At 64.9% G+C, this 23,018-nt stretch carries 20 protein-coding genes and 1 pseudogene; 16 read left to right on the top strand and 5 right to left on the bottom strand.

Annotated elements, in window-relative coordinates; genetic code table 11:
• The 5 genes and pseudogenes from L0B83_RS04450 to L0B83_RS04430 form a co-directional block, all read left to right on the top strand.
• Positions 1–635, top strand: a pseudogene (locus tag L0B83_RS04450) (glycogen debranching enzyme); the annotation flags it as partial.
• The gene (gene treY, locus L0B83_RS04445) at positions 632–2,950 is read left to right on the top strand and encodes a malto-oligosyltrehalose synthase (protein WP_234757202.1); all 2,319 of its coding nucleotides are present in this window, start codon (positions 632–634) and stop codon (positions 2,948–2,950) included. The pseudogene L0B83_RS04450 and the gene treY, both read left to right, overlap by 4 nt.
• 88 nt (positions 2,951–3,038) lie before the next feature.
• Entirely contained in the window at positions 3,039–4,796 is a 1,758-nt protein-coding gene (treZ, locus tag L0B83_RS04440; RefSeq protein WP_234757201.1) for a malto-oligosyltrehalose trehalohydrolase, read from the top strand.
• A 75-nt stretch (positions 4,797–4,871) separates the two neighbouring features.
• The gene (gene mgrA, locus L0B83_RS04435) at positions 4,872–5,909 is read left to right on the top strand and encodes an L-glyceraldehyde 3-phosphate reductase (RefSeq protein ID WP_234757200.1); all 1,038 of its coding nucleotides are present in this window, start codon (positions 4,872–4,874) and stop codon (positions 5,907–5,909) included.
• 164 nt (positions 5,910–6,073) lie between these two features.
• Positions 6,074–7,159: an inositol-3-phosphate synthase gene (locus L0B83_RS04430; RefSeq protein WP_234757199.1), complete on the top strand. Its 1,086-nt coding sequence runs from the start codon at positions 6,074–6,076 to the stop codon at positions 7,157–7,159.
• Between the two features lie 222 nt (positions 7,160–7,381).
• On the opposite strand, the gene L0B83_RS04425 is transcribed toward L0B83_RS04430, so the two are convergent.
• The 3 genes from L0B83_RS04425 to mshA form a co-directional block, all read right to left on the bottom strand.
• A complete protein-coding gene (locus tag L0B83_RS04425; RefSeq protein WP_234757198.1) occupies positions 7,382–8,341 on the bottom strand; it encodes a DUF559 domain-containing protein in 960 nt (319 codons plus the stop codon).
• Positions 8,342–8,539: 198 nt separating this feature from the next.
• Positions 8,540–10,234, bottom strand: coding sequence for a formate--tetrahydrofolate ligase (locus L0B83_RS04420; RefSeq protein WP_234757197.1), 1,695 nt, complete (start codon positions 10,232–10,234; stop codon positions 8,540–8,542).
• 264 nt (positions 10,235–10,498) lie between these two features.
• A complete protein-coding gene (gene mshA / locus L0B83_RS04415; protein WP_234757196.1) occupies positions 10,499–11,743 on the bottom strand; it encodes a D-inositol-3-phosphate glycosyltransferase in 1,245 nt (414 codons plus the stop codon).
• 150 nt (positions 11,744–11,893) lie between these two features.
• Here mshA and L0B83_RS04410 point away from each other — a divergent pair, with 150 nt between their 5' ends.
• From L0B83_RS04410 to tsaD, 7 genes are all read left to right on the top strand, one after another.
• On the top strand, positions 11,894–12,412 hold the full coding sequence (locus L0B83_RS04410) for a GNAT family N-acetyltransferase (protein ID WP_234757195.1): 519 nt from the start codon (positions 11,894–11,896) through the stop codon (positions 12,410–12,412).
• Between the two features lie 101 nt (positions 12,413–12,513).
• Positions 12,514–13,614 (top strand): carbohydrate kinase family protein, encoded by a 1,101-nt coding sequence (locus L0B83_RS04405; RefSeq protein ID WP_234757194.1) that lies wholly within the window; start codon positions 12,514–12,516, stop codon positions 13,612–13,614.
• A gap of 59 nt (positions 13,615–13,673) precedes the next feature.
• The gene (alr, locus tag L0B83_RS04400; protein WP_234757193.1) at positions 13,674–14,879 is read left to right on the top strand and encodes an alanine racemase; all 1,206 of its coding nucleotides are present in this window, start codon (positions 13,674–13,676) and stop codon (positions 14,877–14,879) included.
• Positions 14,876–15,451, top strand: a complete 576-nt coding sequence (tsaE, locus tag L0B83_RS04395; protein WP_234757192.1) for a tRNA (adenosine(37)-N6)-threonylcarbamoyltransferase complex ATPase subunit type 1 TsaE — start codon at positions 14,876–14,878, stop codon at positions 15,449–15,451. The genes alr and tsaE overlap by 4 nt, the downstream gene beginning before the upstream one ends.
• The gene (tsaB, locus tag L0B83_RS04390) at positions 15,451–16,122 is read left to right on the top strand and encodes a tRNA (adenosine(37)-N6)-threonylcarbamoyltransferase complex dimerization subunit type 1 TsaB (RefSeq protein ID WP_234757191.1); all 672 of its coding nucleotides are present in this window, start codon (positions 15,451–15,453) and stop codon (positions 16,120–16,122) included. The genes tsaE and tsaB overlap by 1 nt, the downstream gene beginning before the upstream one ends.
• Positions 16,123–16,175: 53 nt before the next feature.
• Positions 16,176–16,616, top strand: a complete 441-nt coding sequence (gene rimI, locus L0B83_RS04385) for a ribosomal protein S18-alanine N-acetyltransferase (protein WP_234757217.1) — start codon at positions 16,176–16,178, stop codon at positions 16,614–16,616.
• Entirely contained in the window at positions 16,613–17,728 is a 1,116-nt protein-coding gene (gene tsaD / locus L0B83_RS04380; protein ID WP_234757190.1) for a tRNA (adenosine(37)-N6)-threonylcarbamoyltransferase complex transferase subunit TsaD, read from the top strand. The genes rimI and tsaD overlap by 4 nt, the downstream gene beginning before the upstream one ends.
• A 40-nt stretch (positions 17,729–17,768) precedes the next feature.
• On the opposite strand, the gene L0B83_RS04375 is transcribed toward tsaD, so the two are convergent.
• Positions 17,769–18,920 carry a glutamate--cysteine ligase gene (locus tag L0B83_RS04375; RefSeq protein WP_234757189.1) on the bottom strand — a complete coding sequence of 384 codons (1,152 nt, stop codon included), beginning with the start codon at positions 18,918–18,920 and terminating at the stop codon, positions 17,769–17,771.
• A gap of 157 nt (positions 18,921–19,077) precedes the next feature.
• Between L0B83_RS04375 and L0B83_RS04370 the strand changes: the two genes are divergently transcribed.
• From L0B83_RS04370 to L0B83_RS04360, 3 genes are read left to right on the top strand one after another with little or no spacing between them, the layout of a single operon-like run.
• The gene (locus L0B83_RS04370; RefSeq protein ID WP_234757188.1) at positions 19,078–20,238 is read left to right on the top strand and encodes a GTP-binding protein; all 1,161 of its coding nucleotides are present in this window, start codon (positions 19,078–19,080) and stop codon (positions 20,236–20,238) included.
• Between the two features lie 37 nt (positions 20,239–20,275).
• Positions 20,276–20,398 (top strand): type B 50S ribosomal protein L36, encoded by a 123-nt coding sequence (ykgO, locus tag L0B83_RS04365; protein WP_184740519.1) that lies wholly within the window; start codon positions 20,276–20,278, stop codon positions 20,396–20,398.
• Positions 20,399–20,448: 50 nt separating this feature from the next.
• Positions 20,449–21,267 (top strand): shikimate 5-dehydrogenase, encoded by an 819-nt coding sequence (locus tag L0B83_RS04360; RefSeq protein WP_234757187.1) that lies wholly within the window; start codon positions 20,449–20,451, stop codon positions 21,265–21,267.
• Between the two features lie 23 nt (positions 21,268–21,290).
• Here L0B83_RS04360 and L0B83_RS04355 read toward each other — a convergent pair whose 3' ends face one another.
• Positions 21,291–22,529: a THUMP-like domain-containing protein gene (locus L0B83_RS04355; protein ID WP_234757186.1), complete on the bottom strand. Its 1,239-nt coding sequence runs from the start codon at positions 22,527–22,529 to the stop codon at positions 21,291–21,293.
• A gap of 76 nt (positions 22,530–22,605) precedes the next feature.
• On the opposite strand from L0B83_RS04355, the gene L0B83_RS04350 reads away from it, so the two are divergent.
• The gene (locus L0B83_RS04350) at positions 22,606–23,016 is read left to right on the top strand and encodes a hypothetical protein (protein ID WP_234757185.1); all 411 of its coding nucleotides are present in this window, start codon (positions 22,606–22,608) and stop codon (positions 23,014–23,016) included.
• Positions 23,017–23,018: the final 2 nt, after the last annotated feature.

The raw sequence follows: 23,018 nt of genomic DNA, 5'->3' as shown, positions 1-23,018 counted from the left end.
GCTTCTTCGACGGCCGCCCGGTCCTTCGAGGCGAAGGCGAAAGGCTTCCGGACATCGTCTGGCTTGACGTCGACGGAACCACCATGACGCCGTCGGACTGGGACAGCGCTTTCGGCCGCTCGGTCGGCGTGTTCATGAACGGTGACGGCATCCGCGGCCGGGACAACCAAGGCCGGCGCATCACGGACGTCAACTTCCTGCTCTACTTCAACGCCCACGACGACGAGGTCAAGTTCAAGGTGCCCTCGGACGAATACGCACCCGCGTGGGACATCATCATCGACACCGCCGGCGGCTCTGCCGACACGGAACCCGTGCAGGCAGAGGCCGTCCTGGGCGTCGGGGCCAAGTCACTCGTAGTGCTGCGTGCGCACAGCGCCCCGCAGGATGAGCCCGACCACTCGGTGGCCGCGTCCCTCGCCGCGCTGACGCAGACAGCCACCGCCGAAACGGCTTCCTTGACGGTGCCCGCTACACCGGCACCGTCCACCTCGGAACCCGAGGCTGTGCCGGAAGCGGCCCCCGAACCGAAAAAGCATCATTCCCGGGAATCGAAAGCTGAATCCGGAACCAAGCCGGCGGCTGCGCCGAAGAAGCCCAGAAAGCCACGCTCCAACAAAAACGGGGGATCATGAGGACACCAGTTTCCACCTACAGGCTGCAGATCAGGCGGTCGTTTACATTGCAGGACGCCGCTGCCCTCACGGGCTATCTCCGCGAGCTCGGGGTGGATTGGGTTTACCTGTCGCCCATCCTGACGGCTGAGGAGGGTTCGGACCACGGCTACGACGTCACCGACCCCTCCACCGTTGATGCGTCGCGCGGCGGCCCCGAAGGACTCGCCATGCTGTCAAAGGCGGCCCGGGAAGCCGGGCTAGGGGTTTTGGTAGACATTGTTCCCAATCACATGGGAGTCGCGTCGCCGCCGCAAAATGCATGGTGGTGGTCCCTCCTCAAAGAAGGCCGGGCCTCCCGCTACGCGGACGCGTTCGACGTCGACTGGGCCTTCGGCGGCGGCAAGCTGCGGCTCCCGGTCCTCGGCAGCGACTCCGACATCGACAAGCTGGAAGTGGTCGACGGCGAGTTGCGCTACTTCGACCACCGCTTCCCGCTGGCCGAAGGCACCTTCGCCGCGGGTGACAACCCCAGGGACGTCCACGCACGCCAGCACTACGAGCTGGTGGGCTGGCGCCGGGCCGACGACGAGCTGAACTACCGCCGCTTCTTCGCGGTAAACACCCTGGCCGGGATCCGCGTCGAAATCCCCTGGGTCTTCGAGGAAGCCCACGCGGAGATCGCGCGATGGTTCCGTGACGGGCTTGTCGACGGGCTGAGGATAGATCACCCGGACGGGCTCGCGGACCCTGCCGGGTACTTGGAGCGGCTGAAGGAAACCACAGGTGGCTCCTATCTGCTCGTCGAGAAGATCCTGGAGCCGGGGGAGGAGCTTCCGGAGAATTTCGACTGCGAGGGGACCACGGGCTACGACGCGCTTGCCGACGTCGACCGCCTTTTCGTGGATCCCGACGCCGAGGGGCAGCTCAACGCGCTGGACGCCCGGTACCGGGGCACCGGCTCGCCGGCGGATTACCAAGCCATGATCCATGAAACCAAGCGGCGGATCACGGACGGGATCCTGCACTCGGAAATCCTGCGGCTGGCTAGGCTCGTTCCGGACTCTCCTGAACTGCCCCGTGCCCAGGTGGCCGACGCCCTGGCCGAAACCATCGCCTCGTTCCATGTCTATCGGAGCTACCTCCCGTACGGCAAAGACCACTTGGTGGAGTCCGTTGAGCGGGCTGCCCGGGCCAGGCCGGACTTGGAACAGGTCCTCGGGGCGCTGCTTCCACTGCTGCTCGACGCCGGCAGTGAACTGGGCCGCCGTTTCCAGCAGACTTCCGGCATGGTCATGGCCAAAGGCGTGGAAGACACCGCGTTTTTCCGCTACACACGCCTCGGCACGCTGACCGAGGTGGGCGCGGATCCTTCGGAATTCGCCTTGGCCACGGCCGGATTCCACGAGCGCATGGCGCGGCGGCAGGAGCTGCTGCCGCTCTCCATGACTACCCTGACCACCCACGACACCAAGCGCAGCGAAGACACCCGTGCCAAGATCTCTGCGATCTCCGAGGCAGTACCCGAATGGGAAGCATTCGTCGATCGCATGCAGGAACTGGCGCCGATTCCGGACGGTCCGCTCGCCGTGCTCGTATGGCAAGCGATCGCCGGTGCCTGGCCGGCCAGCCGCGAACGGCTCCAGGGCTATGTCCTCAAGGCGGCACGCGAAGCGGGAAACTCCACCAGCTGGACCGAACCGAACGAAGCGTTCGAAGCGGAGCTCGCCTCCGCCGTCGACGCCGTGTTCGACGTGCCCGAGGTGACGGCGGCGCTCGACGAGTTCGTTGCCCTCCTGGACCCGTACGGGACGTCCAACTCACTGTCGGCAAAGATGGTCCAGCTGACCATGCCGGGTGTACCGGACGTCTACCAGGGGACGGAGTTCTGGGACCGTTCGCTGACGGACCCGGACAACCGGCGCGCCGTCGACTTCGAACGGCGGAAGGCGGCCCTCGCCGACCTCGACGCTGGTGTCCAGGCTGAAGCAGGCGACGAGTTGGCCAAGCTGCTGGTGACTTCCCGTGCCTTGCGCTTGCGCCGGGACCGGCCGGAGCTTTTTGGCGGATACAGTCCTGTCGATGCCGAGGGTCCCGCGGCCGAACACCTGATCGCCTTCGACCGTGGCGCCCTTGCCGCCGGGCGCGGCGCCATTACCTTGGCCACGAGGCTCCCGCGGAAGCTTGAGCGGAATGGGGGGTGGCAGGACACCGTCATCCGTCTTCGGAGCGCGTTCCGGGATGAACTGACAGGCACCAGCTACCCTCAGGGCGAGATTCAGGTCGGAAGGATCCTGCAAAGATACCCCGTGGCCTTGCTCGTACCCATTAGCTAGCTAAAGCACCTTAGCTAAAGCACCGACTGGCCAGAGCACCGACGACGGCGGGCGAACGAAGCCCGGACGAGAAAATTGAGGGGGAGCAATGGCTGAGAAGACCAATGCGGGGAAACGATTCGACGTGTGGGCACCGCTTGCAGAGTCTGTCACTCTGCTCGCAGCAGGCCAGCACCACGAGATGCGCCCGCACGAAGACCGCGCCGCCGGGTGGTGGACGGCGGATGTACCCCGGGAGGCCGGGACCGATTACGGCTACCTCGTGAACGGCGAAGGGCCCTTCCCGGATCCGAGATCGCAACGCCAGCCTGCCGGGGTCCACGCTCTTTCGCGCACTTTCGACGCCTCGGCCTTTGCCTGGAACGACTCGGAGTGGGCCGGGCGCGGGCTCGGCGGCTCGGTCATCTATGAGCTCCACCTCGGGACCTTCACCCCGGAGGGCACCCTGGACGCGGCCGCGGAAAAACTCGACTACCTCGTTGAACTCGGTGTCGATTTCGTGGAGCTGTTGCCGGTCAACGCTTTCAACGGCACCCACAACTGGGGCTACGACGGCGTGCTGTGGTTCGCCGTCCACGAAGCCTACGGGGGACCGGAGGCCTATCAGCGGTTCGTGGATGCCGCACACGCTGCCGGACTCGGCGTGATCCAGGACGTGGTCTACAACCACCTGGGCCCCAGCGGGAACTACCTTCCGAAGTTCGGCCCCTACCTGAAGTCAGGCGAAGGCAACACCTGGGGCGACTCCGTGAACCTGGACGGCCCGGATTCCGACGAAGTCCGTCAATACATCCTGGACAACGCCGCCATGTGGCTGAGCGAGTTCCACGTGGACGGGTTGCGCCTTGACGCCGTACACGCCCTCCGCGATGAGCGGGCCGTCCATATCCTCGAGGACCTCGCCAGCCTCGCCGACGGGATCGAAGCCGAGACAGGCGTCCCCAGGACCTTGATCGCGGAATCGGACCTGAACAACCCGCGCCTCATCTATCGCCGGGACACTAACGGCTACGGCTTGGAAGGGCAGTGGAGCGACGACTTCCACCACGCCGTGCACGTGAACCTCACTGGCGAAACTGCCGGCTACTATGCGGATTTCGACTCCTTGGGCGCGCTGGCCAAGGTGCTTGAACACGGCTTCTTCCACGACGGGAGTTACTCAAGCTTTCGCGGCAGGCACCATGGCCGCCCTATCCGCTCGGGGTTCGCCCATCCTGCCGCGCTGGTGGTCTGCAACCAAAACCACGACCAAATCGGCAACCGCGCCGCGGGCGACCGCCTGAGCGCGAGCCTGTCCTACCGCAGGCTCGCGTTGGCCGCCGTGCTGACCATGACCTCGCCGTTCACCCCAATGCTCTTCATGGGCGAAGAATTCGGCGCATCCACTCCTTGGCAGTTTTTCACCTCGCATCCCGAGGAATGGCTCGCGAAGGCCACGGCGGAAGGCAGGCTCAAGGAATTCGAACGGATGGGCTGGGACCCTGCATTGGTGCCCAACCCGCAAGACCCGGAGACGTTCGAACGTTCCAAGCTCAAGTGGGAAGAAGCGCACGACGGCGATCACGCCCGGTTGCTCGAACTTTACCGGGCGCTGGCGCAGCTCAGGCGCTCGACGCCGGAGCTTGCCGGAGGCGGATTCACCGACACCCATGTCGATTTCAGCGAAGCGGACAAATGGCTTGTCCTCAACAGGGGCGACGTGAGGGTCGCCTACAACTTCGGGGACCGGGCACTGACGAAGGCGATGCGCGGCGAAGTCTTGCTCGCCACGGACTCAGCGGCCGCCGTCGGGAACGGTCAGCTGACCCTCCCGGCGGAAAGCGCCGCCGTCGTGCGCCTCGCGTGACTGTAGCCAAAGTGAGCGTGCCCACATGACGGACATCACACTTCGGGGTTCAGTGGCAGTGGCAGGATGGTAGGTATGACTTATTCGGCCGCGGAAAACCGCTATGAAACCATGCCCTACCGCCGCGTCGGACGCAGTGGCCTCAAACTTCCCGCGATCTCCCTGGGACTGTGGCACAACTTCGGCGACGACAAGCGTTTCGAAGAGCAGCGCGCCATCCTGCGCCGGGCCTTCGATCTGGGTGTCAACCACTTCGACCTCGCCAACAACTACGGTCCGCCGGACGGATCGGCCGAAACGAACTTCGGCCGCCACCTCAGGGACGACTTCAAGCCCTACCGTGACGAACTCGTCATTTCCACCAAGGCCGGTTACTACATGTGGCCGGGCCCCTACGGAGAGTGGGGCTCCCGCAAGTACCTGCTCTCCAGCCTCGACCAGTCGCTTCAGCGCATGGGCCTGGACTACGTGGATATTTTCTACAGCCACCGTCCCGATCCCGAAACCCCGCTGGAAGAAACCATGGGCGCCCTGGACCACGCAGTCCGTTCCGGCAAGGCGCTCTACGCCGGAATCTCGTCCTACACCCCGGAACAGACCCTCGAGGCGGCCCGGATTCTCAAGGAAATGGGCACGCCCCTGCTCATTCACCAGCCCAGCTATTCCATGCTCAACCGCTGGACAGAGAACGGTTCGCCCAACCTGTACGAAACGCTTGACCAGGTCGGCGCAGGATCCATCGCCTTCTCTCCGCTCGCTCAGGGGATGCTCACCGACCGGTACCTGGACGGAATCCCCGCGGATTCGCGTGCCGCCAAGGAACGGTTCTTGTCCGGATCCGCGCTGACCGAGGAAAAACTGGACAGGGTGCGTGGTTTGAACGCCATTGCCGAAGGCCGCGGCCAGACGCTCGCCCAAATGGCTGTCGCGTGGATCCTGCGCGATCAGCCCAAGGGTTCGCCGGTGACCTCGGCCCTCGTGGGCGCGTCAAGTGTCGCGCAGCTGGAGGACACCGTTTCCGCGATCAACAACCTCGACTTCACGCCAGAGGAACTGACAGCGATTGACGAGTTCGCCGTCGAGTCCGACATCAACCTGTGGGCGCAGAAGTAGGGTCGAAACTTAATACTCGTGCGGGGCCGGCTGGGAACAAAGCCGGCCCCGCGCTGGTTGGCTACAATGCAAAGAGCGCCGAACGGCGCTGTGCCTTTAAGACGCCGTCGTACACACCGGTACGGACGCGCCAGGCACCTGAGGTTAGTGCTCAAAGGAGTTCCGTGTCTTCACATCCGATTCGTGTCGCCATTGTCGGCGTAGGTAACTGCGCCGCTTCGCTGGTCCAAGGTGTCCACTACTACCGCGATGCCGACCCCCAGGCCACGATTCCGGGTCTGATGCATGTCGAGTTCGGCAAGTACCACGTGGGCGACGTCCAGTTCGTTGCTGCTTTCGACGTCGACAGCAAGAAGGTCGGCCTGGACCTCGCGGACGCGATCGGTGCGAGCGAGAACAACACCATCAAGATCGCGGACGTTCCGTCCACCGGGGTGATCGTGCAGCGCGGCCACACCCTGGACGGCCTGGGCAAGTATTACCGCGAGACCATCGTCGAGGCACCGGAAGGGGCCGTCGACGTCGTTGCCGCGCTGAAGGAAGCCAAGGCCGATGTGCTGGTCTGCTACCTGCCCGTTGGTTCCGAAGAAGCAGCACACTTCTACGCGCAGTGCGCCATCGACGCGGGCGTTGCGTTCGTTAACGCCCTGCCGGTCTTCATCGCAGGCACCAAGGAGTGGGCTGACAAGTTCACCGCCGCGGGTGTGCCGATCGTCGGTGATGACATCAAGAGCCAGATCGGCGCCACCATCACGCACCGTGTCATGGCCAAGCTCTTCGAAGACCGCGGTGTCACCCTGGACCGCACGTACCAGCTGAACGTCGGCGGCAACATGGACTTCAAGAACATGCTGGAGCGCGACCGCTTGGAATCCAAGAAGATCTCCAAGACTCAGGCCGTGACTTCCAACGTCGAAGCCGAGCTGCACGCCGACGACGTCCACATAGGCCCGTCCGACTATGTTGCCTGGCTCGATGACCGCAAGTGGGCGTTCGTCCGCCTCGAAGGCCGCAACTTCGGCGACGCCCCGGTGTCCCTCGAATACAAGCTCGAGGTTTGGGACTCCCCGAACTCCGCCGGCGTCATCATCGACGCCATCCGCGCCGCCAAGATCGGCCTGGACCGCGGCATCGGCGGGCCGCTGCTCTCCGCTTCCAGCTACTTCATGAAGTCCCCGCCTGAGCAGTTCAACGACGACATCGCCCGCGAGAAGGTCGAAGCTTTCATCCGCGGCGACGTGGAGCGCTAAGCCCCCCCCGGACGCCCGGTCACCTTTGGCGGGTTTTTGACGGACGCCCGGTCACCTATGACGGGTTTTTGACGGACGCCCGGTCACCTATGACGGGTTTTTGACGGACGCCCGCTCACTTCAGGTGAGCGGGCGTCCGTCGTTTAAGGGCACTGGCGGCGGAGTGCGGGTGAGCGCCGACGCCCGGTCACCTTTGGTGCGTTCAGACTGGACGCCCGGTCACTAGACAGCGGCCGCGAAGCCGGACGCGACGGCGGGATCGACCCACGCTGATCGCAGCGCCTTTTTGATCTTCTTTGTCGCCACATCGAAGCCGTCGGCCAAGTCCTCCTTGCGGAATACAAGCACGGTCCAACCTGCCGCTTCGAAGGCCTTATTCCGCCGCCGGTCGCTGAGGGACTGGGCGTCGGCGAGGTGATGGTCGCCGTCGTACTGTATGGCAATCCGCCTTTGGCGGAAGCCCAGGTCCGCCGACGGCGAGAACGGATCGTCGCGCCGCAACGTCACTTGCAGTTCGGGTTCGGGAATTCCCGCGTCCAGCATGGCCAAACGAAGCAGTGATTCAGGCGCGGAATCCGAGCCAACGCGCATCAGCTCGAGCGCCTCGCGGGCACGCACTATGCCTTGCAAATTTGGATGCCGTTCCACCATCGCGCGTAGCCCTGAAAGGGTTGCGAACGGGGCATCCCGACCTTCCAGCGCCATCCGGGGCACACGAATAAGCTCGTCGCCCATGCAGACGAGGTCATTCAGGGGAAGCAGCTTCGCCATGTCGAGCCAAGTGCGGGATCGGGTGCTGATACGAATTCCATCAACGGATTCGACTTCATCCTCGGCCACGATCACCTTGTGTCCGATGATGCCTTTGCGGCGCACCGCCGGCAATGATCGGGGCTTGCTGAGATGCAATTCTGTTGATTCCGAAAGCCACGGTGGAAGGCAGGAACATCGGAGTCGCGCGGCTGTCACGTGGGAAATCCAGGCTCCCGGTGTCGCGGCAGACAATGCCCGCGCAGCCGACTCGAGTTCGAAGTCCCAGCCGGCCGGACGATAGAGACCACGGCTCACGCCTTCGACGTCGGCGCGCCGGAGGTCGCCGGGGTGGACGCCCTGGGCTTTTGCCTCGGTGAGCGTGAACGGACCTGAAAGCAGTTCAGTTGGAAGGTCAATGTGGTTTCGCATAACGCATTGTTGCGCAAACCGACGGGTGCGTGCAGAAGTTATCCACGGGCCCGGTATTCCTGTCGGTGGACAGCGCGTAAGGTGAGAAACATGTGATTGGGCGTTCCGGCCTGGGGCCTCATATGTGACCGAGCGTTCCGCCCTGAGCACTATATGTGACCGAGCGTTCGGGGAAGGTGCCCTATATGTGACCGGGCGTTAGAAGAGGCCGATCGGGTTGCCGTGCCCATCGACGTCCATGCGGTTCGCGGCCGGTTCCTTGGGCAGCCCGGGCATGGTCATGACAGCGCCCGTCAACGCGACAATGAAGCCCGCGCCCGTCTTCGGGATCAGCTCGCGCACGTGAATCGTGAAACCCTTCGGGGCGCCCAACTGCGCCGCGTCGTCGGTGAATGAGTACTGCGTCTTTGCCATGCAAACGGGCATTTCGCTCCAGCCGTTGCGTCGGATGTCCGCGAGGCGCCTGAGCGCGGGGACGGAAAAGTCCACGCCGTCGGCGCCATAGATTTCCTGCACGATCGTGCGGATCTTGTCCTCCACAGGCAGGTTCAGCGGATACAAATGCCGGAAGTCCGACGCCGTTGCTGCCGCCACCGCCGCGGCGACCTTCGCCGCGAGCTCGTCGCCGCCGTCGCCCCCTCCGCCGCGGCCCCAGACGTCGGCCACCGCCGCCTGGACTCCTTCCTGTGCGCACCAAGCCAGCAACCAATCAAGCTCCTCGATTGTGTCGGTCGCGAATTTGTTGATTGCGACAACCGGCGTGACGCCAAACTTCTCGACACTGTGCACGTGGCGCTTCAGATTCTCGACGCCGGCAGCGAGTGCCTCGAGATTCGGCTCCTTGAGCAGATCCTTCGGGACGCCGCCCTGCATCTTCAGAGCCCGGATAGTTGCGACCACGACGACGGCGGATGGCGCGACGTCCGCGATGCGCGACTTGATGTCCATGTACTTTTCGGCCCCAAGGTCGGCGCCGAATCCCGCTTCCGTGACCACAATGTCGGCAAGCTGTTGGGCGGTACGTGTGGCAATGAGCGAGTTGCAGCCGTGTGCGATGTTGGCGAACGGGCCGCCGTGCACCAGTGCCGGCGTGCCTGCGATGGTCTGCACGAGATTGGGTTTGATGGCGTCCTTCAACAGCATCGTCAGCGCGCCTTGGACGCCGAGATCGGCCACGGTCACCGGGCGACGGTCATAGGTGTATCCGAACGTGATCCGGCCGAGGCGTTCGCGGAGGTCGTCCAAGTCCGTTGCGAGGCAGAAGACGGCCATGATTTCGGAGGCGACGGTGATGTCGAATCCGTCCTGTCGCGGTACTCCTTGTGCAGGCCCACCCAAGCCGATGATGATCTCGCGCAGCGAGCGGTCATTCATGTCGAGGACCCGTTTGAAGGTCATGCGGCGTGGATCAATATTTAGTTCGTTGCCTTGGAAGATGTGGTTGTCCACGAGGGCCATGAGTGCGTTGTTGGCCGAGGTGATCGCGTGGAAATCGCCTGTGAAGTGAAGATTGATCTGGTCCATGGGGAGAACTTGCGAGTAGCCGCCGCCGGTCGCTCCTCCCTTCATCCCCAGGATCGGTCCAAGGGAGGGCTCGCGCAGCGCGATCATCACGCGGTGCCCGGCCCGCGCCAGGGAATCGGCGAGGCCCACCGTGGTTGTCGATTTCCCCTCACCCGCCGGCGTCGGGGACATAGCCGAGACGAGGACTATCTTGCCCGGGCTCTTGCCAGCCGGGAGACGGATCTTGGCCGGATCAATTTTGGCTTTGAACCGGCCATACAGCTCCAACACATCGATGTTGATCCCGGCACGCTCCGCGATCTCTTCGATGGGACGCATCGCTGCCTTCTGGGCAATATCAAGGTCGCTCAAGGTCTTGTTTTCAGACATCCTCGTCCTCAACTCCGTGCGGAACACTGTTCGCGACAATCTATCAGTCGTGTCCCCGTAGGTGACCGAGGGTTTGGGGGTTTGCCGTTATAGGTGACCGGGGGTCGCCGGGAGGGGGCCGAGAGGTGACCGGGGGTTTGGGGGCTGGCCGTCATAGGTGACCGGGCGTTGGCGGGAGGGGGCCTATAGGTGACCGGGGGTCGTCGGGAGGGGGACCAGAGGTGACCGGGCGTCGTCGGGGAGGGGCCCAGAGGTGACCGGGGTTTAGCTTGGGCGGACCAAGACCGCGCTGACGGCTTCGCGGTAGCTCTCGAGCGCGATGGCCGCTGTCCTGTGCCAGCCGAAGGCTTCCGCGTGCACGGCCGCGGCACGGCCCATGTCTTCGCGGGTGTGTGGATCGTCGTGCAGGGCTTCGATGGCGTCCGCCCAGCGGGCGGGGTCGTGGCCGTCAACCAAAATGCCCGTCCGTCCGTTGGCAACAGCGCGGGACAACCCACCCACGTTGGTGGCAACCACCGGAGTGCCGCAGGCCTGTGCCTCGAGGGCAACCAGCCCGAACGATTCGCTGAAGGAGGGCATCAGGACGACGTCGGCGGATCGGAACCAGCTGGCCAGCTTCGGCGCCTTGACCGGCGCACGGTGCGTTACGACGTCGTCCAGGCCCGCCCCCGTGATGAAGGACTGCAGATTGAAGTCCTTGGCTCCGCTCAAGGCCCCCAGAATCGTCAGTTGGAGGTCGATGTCCGGGCGCCTCTTGCGGAGGATGCCTGCGGCTTCGACGAATATTTGCGGGCCTTTGAGCCGCTGGATGCGTCCGGCGAACAGCAAGTGGAAACTCCCGGGCCGCACGCCATGCTCGGCTCGTGACCTGGCCCGGAACGCCGGAGTGAACACGGTCAAGTCAACGCCCGGGGGAGCGACGTCGATGTGGTCGAAGTCGGCGTCGTAGTGCGAAACGAGTTCCTGGGCTTCGGCCGGAGTGTTGGCCACGAGGCGCGTGGCCCCATCCACAATCCGCTGTTCGCCTTCCTCCCGACGCCGCGGTTCGGGGCGCTCACCTGATTCGAGCACCAGGTTCTTGACCTTGGCCATGGTGTGCATCGTGTGGATCAGCGGAACATTCCACAGCTCGGCGAGTTCCAGCCCGGCCACGCCGGACACCCAGTAGTGCGAATGGATGGCGTCGTACCGGCCATGAGGCTGGCGCTGCCGGATCTTCTCGATTTCGGCAACCATGGCGTGGAGGAGCTCGGGAAGTTCCTCTTTGGGCAGCTTCCGTGGGGGCCCGGCCAGGACATTGTGGACACAGACGCCGGGACCGGGATGTTCGACGGCGGGCTGGCTGGCCGACGTCGCGCGTGTGAAGATTTCCACTTCCACGCCGAGATCGGCAAGCGCCATGGCAAGGGCCCTGACGTAGACATTCATGCCGCCGGCATCGCCCGAGCCGGGTTGCTCCATGGGCGAGGTATGGAGGGACAGGAAGGCCACGCGACGGATCAACGACACGCCTACCTCCTGTATCCAACGCAATTCAACAACCGATTCAAAGCCGCGCGGGGCGCAACTTCCTCTGCGTCTCAGCGAAAACACTACTCCTGCCAGCGGTAGCGGTGCAGCCCGGCTGCCGGCGCACGAACGGCTGCTACCGTAGCGAGCGTGAGTGATTCAAACATCGACACGGCCGCAGATTACGAGATCCGACCCGCCCGGGCAGGCGACTGGCCGGGGATTTGGGTCGTCTTGGAGCCCGTGATCCGGGCGGGGGAGACTTTCACGTGGGACCGGGACACGTCCGAAGAGGCGGCACGGAGTAAATGGTTCAAGGATGCGCCCGGCCAGACTTTTGTGGCAGTGCGCGACGGCGAGGTGCTGGGTACCGGTGAACTGCACGCCAACCAGGGTGGCGGCGGAAGCCATGTTGCCAATGCGGGATACATGGTCCACGCCGACCACGGCGGGCAGGGGATCGCGAGGGCGCTGTGCGCTTATTCGCTGGGAGCCGCCCGGGACGCCGGCTTCAGGGCCATGCAATTCAACGCCGTCGTCGAAAGCAACGTCCGCGCGGCAGGCCTTTGGCAGTCGATGGGCTTCCGCATCCTGGCGACAATTCCCGAAGCCTTCCGGCATCCGAACTTCGGCTACGTGGGACTGCATGTCATGTACCGGGAACTGTAGCCGGCCGCACCCGGCTCGGCCGCGGGCCTTGCTTTCCGCGCCAGGGGGGCTCGGCAGGAAAGGCCTTTGCACACACTAGGCCACAGCGTAGTCTGCCGTGCATGGACGCAATCCCCAGGATTGGATTCGATCCCCTCGCCGCGGTGCGAAGTCCGGGAGCAGGGGACGGTTCCGACTGCGATCTCCTGCTGACAGGGACCGTATTCCAGGACATCATCTTCACCGGACTGGACCGCAGCCCGGAACCCGGGACCGAAGTTTGGAGCCAAGGGATGGGAAGCTGCCCCGGCGGCGTGGCCAACCAAGCCATCGCGGCTGCCCGGCTTGGCCTGCGGACCAGCCTCGCCGCGGCCTTCGGGGATGACGGATACGGGGACTTCAACTGGCGGATCCTGGAAAGCCAGGAGCATGTTGACCTTTCCCTGTCCAGGCGGTTCGAAGGCTGGCACTCTCCGGTCACTGTCTCCTTGTGCGTGGACCAGGACCGTTCCCTGGTCACCCACGGACACCCGTCGCCCGTGAGCGCCTCCGAGCTGATTGGTGATCCGCCCAAGGCGCTCGCCGCCATCGCGGACCTGGGTGAGGAGCCGGAGCCTTGGATGCTTGCAGCGAGGAAGGCCGGAATCAAACTCTTCGGCGACGCCGGATGGGATCCAACGGGAGAGTGGTCGTCCAAGCGGCTCGACCAGCTCAGCAACTTCCACGCCTTCATGCCGAACCAACGCGAAGCAATGGCCTTCACCGGGAAGGACAACCCCTGGTCTGCGCTCTACACCCTTGCCGACCGCGTTCCGGTGGCTGTGGTGACGCTGGGATCCCAGGGAGCCATGGCCGTGGATTCCGAAACCGGGGAGGAGGAATGGGTACCTTCCCTTCCGGTAACGGCGTACGACCCCACGGGAGCGGGTGACTGCTTCGGTGCGGCCTTTGTGATGGGCAGCCTGGCCGGGTGGCCTTTGGGGGACCGGCTCCGTTTTGCCAATCTCTGTGCCGCGCTCGCGGTGCAGGAAGTCGGTGGCTCGTTGGCTGCGCCTGGATGGGGTGACATCGCCGATTGGTGGCACCGGGCCAACGCCCGGAGGGAGCGGCAATCCAGCCAGTGGCTCAGGCGGTTCGCTTTCCTCGAGGACATTGTGGCGGATGTTCCGCCTGGAGCCCAACGTCGGGCAGCTGCCACGATCGCCCACAACTCCGACGCCTGAGCGGGGGGGCTCATCCGGCCGGACAACCCGCAGGCCGTCGCGGCACTAGAATCGTGAGGGTGACTTACGAAGCAGCTGCCAGGTTCGAGCCCTCCACGAGAGCGGGTTCGGCAACGGTCCTCGAACGATCAGCCATCATTGACCTGGATGCCATCCGGCACAACGTACGCCGATTCGTGGCCATCGCGTCGCCCGCAAACGTCATGGCCGTGGTCAAGGCCGACGCCTACGGGCACGGCGCGGTGCAGGTAGCGCGGGCGGCCCTGGAAGCCGGCGCCCGATGGCTTGGCGTTGCCCATATTTCGGAGGCCTTGGTGCTACGGGCCGCCGGGATTGACGCCCCCATGCTCGCTTGGTTGCACACCACCCAAAGCAACTTCCAGGCGGCCGTTGCCGCCGGCGTCGACGTCGGGATTTCGGGCTGGGAGCTGGACGCCGTGGTCGCGGCGGCACGCGAACAGGAGCGGCCGGCCCGCATCCACCTCAAGGTCGATACCGGCCTGGGCCGCAACGGCTCCACCATGGCCCAATGGGACAGCGTGGTGGGCCAGGCCATGGAGTACCAGGACCAGGGGCTCCTGCGCGTGGTGGGCATCTTCTCGCACCTCGCGGTCGCGGATGAACCCCACCGGCCGGAGACCGATGAGCAGTTGGCAGCCTTCAGGGAAGCGATCGCCGTGGCCGAGGATGCCGGAGTAGACACCGAGGTCCGGCACCTGGCAAACACTCCCGCGACGCTCTCGCGCCCGGATGCCCATTTTGACCTCGTCCGCGTGGGACTCGGTCTTTACGGTCTGTCTCCTTTCGAAGGCCAGCCCTCCGCGGAACTTGGACTCCGCCCCGCCATGACGGTCCGCACCCTCGTTTCCAACTGCAAGCGCGTCCCCGAAGGCCAAGGGGTGTCCTACGGACTCACCTACCGCACTCCCAGCGAGAGTGCCTTGGGCCTGATCCCGCTCGGTTACGCCGACGGTGTGCCGCGCGTCGCCACGGGCGGACCGGTGCGGGTCAACGGACTCAACTACCCCGTGGTAGGCAGGATCGCGATGGATCAGATGGTCATCGACCTTGGGAACTCGGTGACGGACGCGTCCGGCTGGCTGGGCGCCGAAGCCGTCATGTTCGGTGACGGCGCCGACGGCGGCCCGACGGCGGACGACTGGGCCGCCGCTGCCGGAACCAACAACTACGAGATTGTCAGCCGCATCAGCCCCCGCGTGCCCCGCATCTACGTCAACGAGACCCCTGGGGCGGATGCCCGGTGAGCGAAGCCTTGTGGGAACGCACCGTCAAGGTCGCGACGGCGGAGCAGACACACGCTTTGGGCTCGGCGCTCGCCGGGGTTCTTGAGCCGGGCGACCTGCTGGTCCTGACAGGCGAACTCGGTGCCGGCAAGACCACCTTCACGCAGGGGCTCGGCGAAGGACTGGGCGTCCGTGCCGGCGTCATCTCACCCACGTTTGTCCTGGTACGCATCCACCCAAACCTGCCGGACGGTCCGCGGCCGGGCGGTCCCGATCTGGTCCACGTTGATGCCTACCGGCTGGCGTCCGCCGCGGAGATCGACGACATCGACCTCGAAAACACCATGGACAACTCCGTGACGGTGGTGGAGTGGGGGCGCGAGCGCGTGGAACACCTTTCGGATAGCCGCCTGGACATCGAGATGCACCGGACGGTGGGCGGCGCGGATGGGTCCGTCGCCAGTGCTACCACCGCCCAGGACGCCGTTCTGGATTTCGATCCGGAGGACGACGACGAACCGCGCACCATCGTTTTCCGCGGCTTTGGCCCGCGTTGGAACGCCATCCCCGAAATACTGGAGGAGAACGCCTGATGCTGATCTTGGCCATAGATACTTCGGCCGTGGCAAGTGCGGCACTTATCTCTGACGATGCCATGGAAGGCGTGGTGGAGTCCTTCGCCACGGAGGATACCCGCAGCCACGCCGAGGTCCTGGCCCCCGGCATTGATAAACTCCTCTGCGACGCCGGTGTGAGCGCGGCCGACATCGACCTCATTGTCACTGGAGTCGGACCTGGGCCGTTCACGGGCCTGCGTTCAGGGATTGCGACGGCCCGCACCTTGGCATTCGCCTGGAACAAGCCGCTCTTCGGCCTCATGAGCTTGGATGCCATTGCTTTGGAAGTGGCCGAGTCAACGGAAGCGAAGCCCGAGTTCCTCGTGGCCACGGATGCGCGCCGCAAGGAGGTTTACTGGGCGCGCTACACGCTCAAGGACGGCCAGCTCCCGCAACTCGTGGACGGTCCGCACGTCGGTTTCGCCTCTGAGTTGCCCGATCTCCCGGTCTTCGGTGCCGGTGGCGGCATCTACGCGGACGTCGTGAACGCAAACGGAGAATTCAGCACCACCCAGCCTGACGCCGCCTCGCTGGGCCAGTTCGCCTTGGCCCTCCTTGCAGCAGGGGTGGAACTGCCGGATTCCACCCCGCTCTATTTGCGGGAATCCGATGCGCAAGTGCCCGGTCCCAGGAAGCGTGCCCTGTGAACACTGTGAACCCGTCGCACCAGTTCACGCCCGGCGGCGTGACCTTGCGCGACATGACCGCCGACGACGTCACCGCCGTCGAACTCTTGGAACGCCGGCTCTTCCCCGTGGACGCATGGCCGATGCAGATGTTCTTCGATGAACTCGCCCAGGTTGATACCCGCCGCTACGTAGTGGCCGAAGCCGGTGGGCAGATTGTGGCCTACGCCGGGCTCATGTGCATCGAGCCGATCGCGGACGTCCAGACGATCGCCGTCGTTCCCGAGTTCGAAGGCAAGGGAATCGGCTCGGCCATCCTCACGGAACTGATCGAGGAGGCCCGGCGGCGCGGCGCTTGGGAAGTGCTCCTGGAGGTCCGTGCCGACAACCCACGGGCGCAGGCTTTGTACACACGGTTCGGCTTCGAGCAGATCCACGTCCGTCGTCGCTACTACCGGGACGGCGCTGACGCCCTCATCATGAGGCTGACATTGACTGAAGGAACCCCGGCATGAACCAGCCCAACACACTTCAACCGCTCGTGCTGGGGATCGAGTCCTCCTGCGACGAAACCGGCGTCGGGATTGTCCGGGGCACTACTTTGCTGACCAACACGGTGTCCTCTTCGATGGATGAGCATGTCCGCTTCGGCGGTGTCATTCCGGAGATCGCATCGCGTGCGCACCTCGATGCCTTTGTGCCCACCCTGCAGGAGGCTTTGCACGAGGCAGGGGTGACCCTTGACGATATCGATGCCATCGCAGTCACCTCCGGACCTGGGCTGGCGGGGGCGCTCATGGTGGGTGTCTGCGCGGCAAAGGCGCTCTCTATTGCCACGGGCAAGCCGCTTTACGCGATCAACCACCTGGTGGCGCATGTCGGCGTCGGGCTCCTTAAAGACGCCGACGGCGGCACCGGCGGCCGCGGCGGACTCCGGGGCGGCCAGCTGCCGGAAAACCTCGGAGCGTTGCTGGTGTCCGGCGGTCACACGGAAATCCTGCGCATCCGCAGCATCACCGACGACGTCGAAATGCTCGGTTCCACAATCGACGACGCCGCGGGCGAGGCTTACGACAAAGTGGCGAGGCTCCTGGGCCTTGGCTACCCGGGCGGGCCGGCCATCGACAAACTCGCCAAGCAAGGCAACGCCAAGGCCATCCGCTTCCCGCGCGGCCTGACGCAACCAAAGTACATGGGTACCGCGGAGGAGCCGGGGCCCCATCGCTACGATTGGTCCTTCAGCGGGCTCAAGACCGCCGTCGCGCGCTGTGTTGAACAGTTCGAAGCACGCGGCGAAGAGGTTCCCGTGGCCGACATCGCCGCCGCATTCCAGGAAGCCGTAGTGGACGTCATCACGTCCAAGGCCGTGCTGGCCTGCAAGGAGAACGGCATCACGGATCTCCTGCTCGGCGGCGGCGTGGCAGCGAACTCCCGGCTTCGTGAGCTGACGGGACAACGCTGCAGCTCCGCCGGGATCACCTTGCATGTGCCGCCGCTGTCGCTGTGCACCGACAATGGCGCCATGGTTGCTGCGCTGGGCTCGCAGCTCATCATGGCGGGAATCGCCCCCAGCGGCGTCGCGTTCGCGCCGGATTCCTCCCTCCCGGTGACTACGGTTTCGGTCTAAGGACCGGAACCCGGCCGGGCGCAGTTCCCCGGGGGTCCAGCTAGGCGGTCGGGACGGACCGCATTTGCTCGACCAGATCCTGGACGACCGCGCGAAGGTCGCCGTCGTGCTGGGCGGCGACGCGGCGCTGGCGCTGGTAGCCGGCTCCGCGGGCGATGATTTTTTCGACGTCGGCCAGTTCCGCCGCGCAACCCAGCTTTTCAGCCACCGGCGCCAGGCGCAGCAGCGTTTCCTTCAAGTGCTCGGTGACCAGCTGTTCGTTGCCTTCGGCGTCGAGGATGATGATCGCTTCCATGCCATAGCGGGCGGCGCGCCATTTGTTTTCCTGGATATGCCACGGCGGCATGGTGGGAATGCTGCCGCCGTTGTCGAGGATCGTGGAGAACTCGTCCACCAGGCATTGAGTCAGTGCCGCAACCGCGCCGACTTCTTCGAGGGTTGCCAGGCCGTCGCAAATGCGCATCTCGATGGTTCCCAAGTTCGGCACCGGCCGGACGTCCCAGCGAATTTCAGACAGGGTGTCGATCACCCCTGTGGTGAACATGTCCTGGACATAGGACTCATACTCGGCCCAGCCGGGGAACTGGAAAGGCAATCCGGCAGTGGGAAGCTGTTGGAACATGAGGGCGCGCTGTGACGCATAGCCGGTGTCTTCGCCGCCCCAGAACGGGCTCGACGCGGACAACGCCTGGAAATGGGGGAAGTAGTTGACCAGGCCATCAAGGATGGGGAGCACCTTGTCCCTGCGGTCCAGGCCGACGTGCACGTGGACCCCGTAGATGACCATCTGCCGCCCCCACCACTGGGTGCGGTCGATCAGCTTGGCGTAGCGTTCTTTGTCGGAGACCGGCTGGAGCTGCGGCGGGCTGAACGGATGGCTTCCAGCGCAGAAAAGCTCCACGCCCATAGGGTCCGTGACTTCCCTGACGGCCTGCAGCGAGCGCGCCAGGTCCTCCTTGGCTTCCTTGACGGTGTTGCACACGCCAGTGACGAGTTCCACGGTATTCAGGAGCAATTCCCGCTTGATATGCGGATGCTCGTCGTCTTCGTTCAGGTCAGGATGGGCCGCGGCAACGCCGCGCAGGACCTCATTCGCCACCGAGACCAATTCGCCGGTACGTGCGTTGACGAGCGCCAGCTCCCATTCCACCCCCAGGGTCGACTGCCTGGATGGAGCGAAATCAATCTGCACGTGGGTCCCCTCGGTATTTACAAAAGCGCCCTGAACAATGCCCGCCGTGGGGCCGCTCGGCGGTTGGATCAAGTCTAATGCAGGGGCGGTACGGCATCGCATGAGGAGGCCCCTGCCGAGTTGCTAATGAGAACGGTTTTCATTTATGATGATCGGCATGCATCTTTCTGTTGTCAGCTCACTGGACAGCCAATGCCGCGAAGCAGCCACAATCAGGCTTGGGCGGACCCATCGTGATTCCGTCGTGGTACTGCACGACCTTTTGGACGGATCCATCGTCCTGCGAAGGATCTTCCGCGACGGGCAGCTGGTGGAGCAGGCCCAAGCCACTTTGGAGCACGGGTGCCTCAGCTGCACGGTCCGGCTCGATGTTGTCCCGACCGCGGAACGCCTTGCATCCTCAGGCCATGACCACATCGTGCTGGGCCTTCCGCCCGGTGTAGCCGTGGATATGGCCGTCATGGAACTCAAGCGCGGCCTGGAACGGCCCGCCGTCATCGACAACGCCGTGCTGGCGATAGATCCTTCCGGACTGGAAGACCACATCTGGGACAAGCACACACTGTATGAATCCGGCTTCACTTCCATGCCCGAGGACGAGCGAACCAGCGGAGAATTCCTGATCGGGGAGCTGGGCCACGCGGATACCGTCATGGTGCACGCCGGCCTGGGCGCAGAACTGGCGGGTTCGCGTCCGGACACAAGCGAGGCCTGGGCCAAAGGGGTGGAACTGCTCGGGCAGCTTGCGCCGCACGCCGCCATTTCGGCGGCCGACGACGACTTCCTCCCCGGCTGCTACGACGGCGTGGAGGCGCGCGCCAGGGTTCGTCCCGGTTCAGTGCGGGTGCCGCTCGAGGAAGGGTCCGGGAGTTTCCGGACCGTGCTCCACAAAGTGGAGCGGCCCCTTCATCCCGGCCGATTCCAGGAGGCTTTACCCAAGTTGGCCGAGGGATGCCACTGGATGCGGGGCCGCTTGTGGCTTGCCTCGGCTGCCAAAGTCCGGATCGCCGTGCAGGGAATCGGGCCGCGCGTCTGGCTCGAGAGTACGGGCGAGTGGCTGGCGGACGCGGCAAACGGCCCGGTCTCCAGCAGCCACGGTCCGAACCTCGGAAACGGACTCCACGACGTCGACGCCGTCCTCGACTGGCATCCCCGTTTCGGCGACCGGGGCACCGTGCTGGCCATGACCGGGCGGGGCGATGACGTAGACGCCGCAGAAATCCGGGCACTCCTGGACGGGTGCGCGCTGAGCGAAGCAGAGATGAGGCTCGGCTTCGCGGGACTCGAAGACCCTTTTGAACTCGAATCAACTCTCTAGGCAATAAAAACCATCACAACCCGAGAAGGAGAAACCCATGAAAGTCAGAAATTCGTTGCGCGCACTGAAGAAGATCCCCGGCGCGCAAGTGGTCCGCCGGCGCGGCCGCACCTTTGTTATCAATAAGCTGAACCCGCGCTTCAAGGCGCGCCAAGGCTAGCTTCCCGTCTAGGCTGGGCGGAGAACCCGCTACACGAAGGAAGCCCCGTTATGCCGATCCTCAATAAAGACATGACGCTCTGTATTTCACTCTCCGCCCGGCCCAGCAACAACGGAACGCGCTTCCACAACTTCCTCTACGAGGCGCTCGGCCTGAACTGGATCTACAAGGCCTTTGCTCCCACCGACCTCCAGAACGCGATCGCCGGCGTGCGCGGCCTGGGCATCCGCGGCTGCGCCGTCTCGATGCCGTACAAGGAAGACGTCATCGCCCTCGTCGACCGGATGGACGCTTCGGCGGCCGCAATCGACTCGGTCAACACGATCGTGAACGACGACGGCGTACTGACGGCCTACAACACCGACTACACGGCTATCGCCCAGCTGATTGAGCGCAACACGATCGACCCGGCCTCGTCGGTTCTGCTCCGCGGTTCCGGCGGCATGGCGAAGGCCACCGCGGCAGCCCTCCGCGACGCCGGATTCACCCGTGTCACCGTAGTTGCCCGGAACGAACAACAGGGGCAAACCCTGGCGGGCCTCTACGGCTTCGGCTGGCAGTCCGACCTGGGGGAGTCCACCGCCGACGTGCTGGTCAACGTCACGCCGATCGGCATGGCCGGCGGACCCGACTCCGGCTCACTGTCCTTCCCCGAAGCGGCGGTGGCGGCCGCGACCGTCGTGTTCGACGTTGTCGCTTTGCCTGCGGAGACTCCGCTCATCAAGGCCGGCCGCGCGGCAGGAAAGACCGTGATCAGCGGCGCCGAGGTAGCCACCATCCAGGCGCTGGAACAGTTCATTCTCTACACGGGCATCACGCCTACCCCGGAGCAAGTGGCCGCGGCCGAGGAGTTCACGCGCGCCCAATAAGGTAGTTCAGCCCGGAGGCCGGCTCACGCAGCGGCCACCGGCTCCACCACAACGGCCACCTTTTCCTCGCCGATCCTTGTGAGGACCAGGGTGGCCGTTTTGTCCCCGCGGCCTTTTGCGGAGCCCTTTCCCGCTGGCAGCAATTGCTTCCGGAGCTCCTCGGGGGTAACGGAGGTGCCGCGCTTCTTGATGTCCAGGACGCCGATCCCGTTGGCCTTCACCCAGGCTTTGAGGGCCTTGACGTTCAGCGGCATGACTTCCAGCACCTTGTAGGCACGGGCGAACGGCGTATCCACCAGTTCCGGAGCGCAGATATAGGCGATGTGTTGATCCACCAAGTGGCCCCCCAGCCCGAGTGCCACGTCTGCCACCAGGCCCGCTCGGATCACCGCGCCGTCGGGTTCGTACAGGTATCCCTCCACGGGCCCGACCTCGGGTACCGGTCCGCCGTCGAAATCTTCCCCGCTGGTGATCTCGGCCGCGCCCTGCGGCCCGAGCACGAGGGCCGCGCGCCGGACGCCGGGACGGGCGACGCCGTTGAACCACAGCGTCACTTCCGTCACGTCCCCTCCCACGGAAACCCACTGCGCTTCGCAGCCGGCGGGAACCGATGCGTGAGGAATCCCCGGGCCCATCTTGACGCCAACGGACTTGCCGGTAGCGGCCAATGATTCGACGAAGGACAACGGCGGCGAGAAAGCCTCCGGGTCCCAGATCCGTTTGGTTCCCGACGACGACGTCGTGCGGCGCGCCGGATCGAGCCACACGCCGTCGACCCCGTCGAGGGGCACGGACATGGCGTCGGAGTGCACCACGGATGCGTGCGGGAAAGGTATGAGGTTGATGGTGGCGCACGCTGCGGTGGTCTCATCCAGTTCCACGGCGGTGACCCCGATGTCCATCGAGGCGATGGCCATGGAGTCGGCTCCGAGCCCGCAGCCGAGGTCTGCTACGTGGCGAACGCCGGCCTTCGCGAATCGCTCTGCGTGCCTGGCTGCGACATTGAGCCGGGTTGCTTGTTCCAGGCCGGCCTGGGTGAAGAGCATTTGCCGGGCGAATTCGCCGAATTTGGCCTCCGCACGCGTGCGGAGCCGGGACTGGGTGAGAACGGCCGCCACGAGTTCGGGGGAGTGGCCGTCCTTGCGTAGCCGCTCATTGAGGGCGAACGCTTCGCCATCGCGATACGGACCCAAGGATGCCAGCAGTTCCCAGCCCTCCGTTGTGAGCAAGGGAGCAATCTGTTCCTGGGGTGTGTCAGCCATGGGAACAAGCCTAGTGCTCGCCCGTCATTCAGGGCGGAGGGGGAACCGGGCCGCCCGGGCGGATAGGGTTGATGCCATGGAAGACAACCCAGTACGCCAGCCTGACGACGCCAATGGTTCTCCCTCTGCTCCTGATAACGGTCCCTTCGCCGGAAATCTCTCCAAATATGCCCGGCCCGCGCTCATCGTGGGCTCCCTGGTTGCCGTTGTCTGCATCGCGCTGTTGATCATTATTTTCTTCCTGGACTCCTTCAACGCGGCCACGTACTCGATGACGGGAAAGAGCGTCCAGGACGCTACGGACGAGGCCCGGGACATCCGCGACACCTACACGGGTGCCCGCATCGGAGCGATCGTCGGTCTCGTGGTGTTCGGCGTCGTCGCGCTCGCCAGCGGGGTAGTGCTCTACCTGAACCGCGGAACCGCGGCGGAGAAAGGGTACGACGACGGCGAGGACGTTGACTTCGACGACCTCGCCGGGCAATGAGC

Source organism: Arthrobacter alkaliphilus, assembly GCF_021483235.1.
Classification (GTDB): Bacteria; Actinomycetota; Actinomycetes; order Actinomycetales; family Micrococcaceae; genus Arthrobacter; species Arthrobacter alkaliphilus.
The sequence above is the reverse complement of the archived record's forward strand: the minus strand, read 5'-3'. Positions and strand labels throughout refer to the sequence as shown.

What these genes read in the sequence shown, in the direction of transcription:
- treY (WP_234757202.1), top strand. Translation starts at nt 632, where the DNA reads ATGAGGACACCAGTTTCCACCTACAGGCTGCAGATCAGGCGGTCGTTT.
- treZ (WP_234757201.1), top strand. Translation starts at nt 3,039, where the DNA reads ATGGCTGAGAAGACCAATGCGGGGAAACGATTCGACGTGTGGGCACCG.
- mgrA (WP_234757200.1), top strand. Translation starts at nt 4,872, where the DNA reads ATGACTTATTCGGCCGCGGAAAACCGCTATGAAACCATGCCCTACCGC.
- L0B83_RS04425 (WP_234757198.1), bottom strand. Translation starts at nt 8,341, where the DNA reads ATGCGAAACCACATTGACCTTCCAACTGAACTGCTTTCAGGTCCGTTC.
- L0B83_RS04420 (WP_234757197.1), bottom strand. Translation starts at nt 10,234, where the DNA reads ATGTCTGAAAACAAGACCTTGAGCGACCTTGATATTGCCCAGAAGGCA.
- L0B83_RS04405 (WP_234757194.1), top strand. Translation starts at nt 12,514, where the DNA reads ATGGACGCAATCCCCAGGATTGGATTCGATCCCCTCGCCGCGGTGCGA.
- tsaB (WP_234757191.1), top strand. Translation starts at nt 15,451, where the DNA reads ATGCTGATCTTGGCCATAGATACTTCGGCCGTGGCAAGTGCGGCACTT.
- rimI (WP_234757217.1), top strand. Translation starts at nt 16,176, where the DNA reads ATGACCGCCGACGACGTCACCGCCGTCGAACTCTTGGAACGCCGGCTC.
- tsaD (WP_234757190.1), top strand. Translation starts at nt 16,613, where the DNA reads ATGAACCAGCCCAACACACTTCAACCGCTCGTGCTGGGGATCGAGTCC.
- L0B83_RS04370 (WP_234757188.1), top strand. Translation starts at nt 19,078, where the DNA reads ATGCATCTTTCTGTTGTCAGCTCACTGGACAGCCAATGCCGCGAAGCA.
- ykgO (WP_184740519.1), top strand. Translation starts at nt 20,276, where the DNA reads ATGAAAGTCAGAAATTCGTTGCGCGCACTGAAGAAGATCCCCGGCGCG.
- L0B83_RS04360 (WP_234757187.1), top strand. Translation starts at nt 20,449, where the DNA reads ATGCCGATCCTCAATAAAGACATGACGCTCTGTATTTCACTCTCCGCC.
- L0B83_RS04355 (WP_234757186.1), bottom strand. Translation starts at nt 22,529, where the DNA reads ATGGCTGACACACCCCAGGAACAGATTGCTCCCTTGCTCACAACGGAG.
- L0B83_RS04350 (WP_234757185.1), top strand. Translation starts at nt 22,606, where the DNA reads ATGGAAGACAACCCAGTACGCCAGCCTGACGACGCCAATGGTTCTCCC.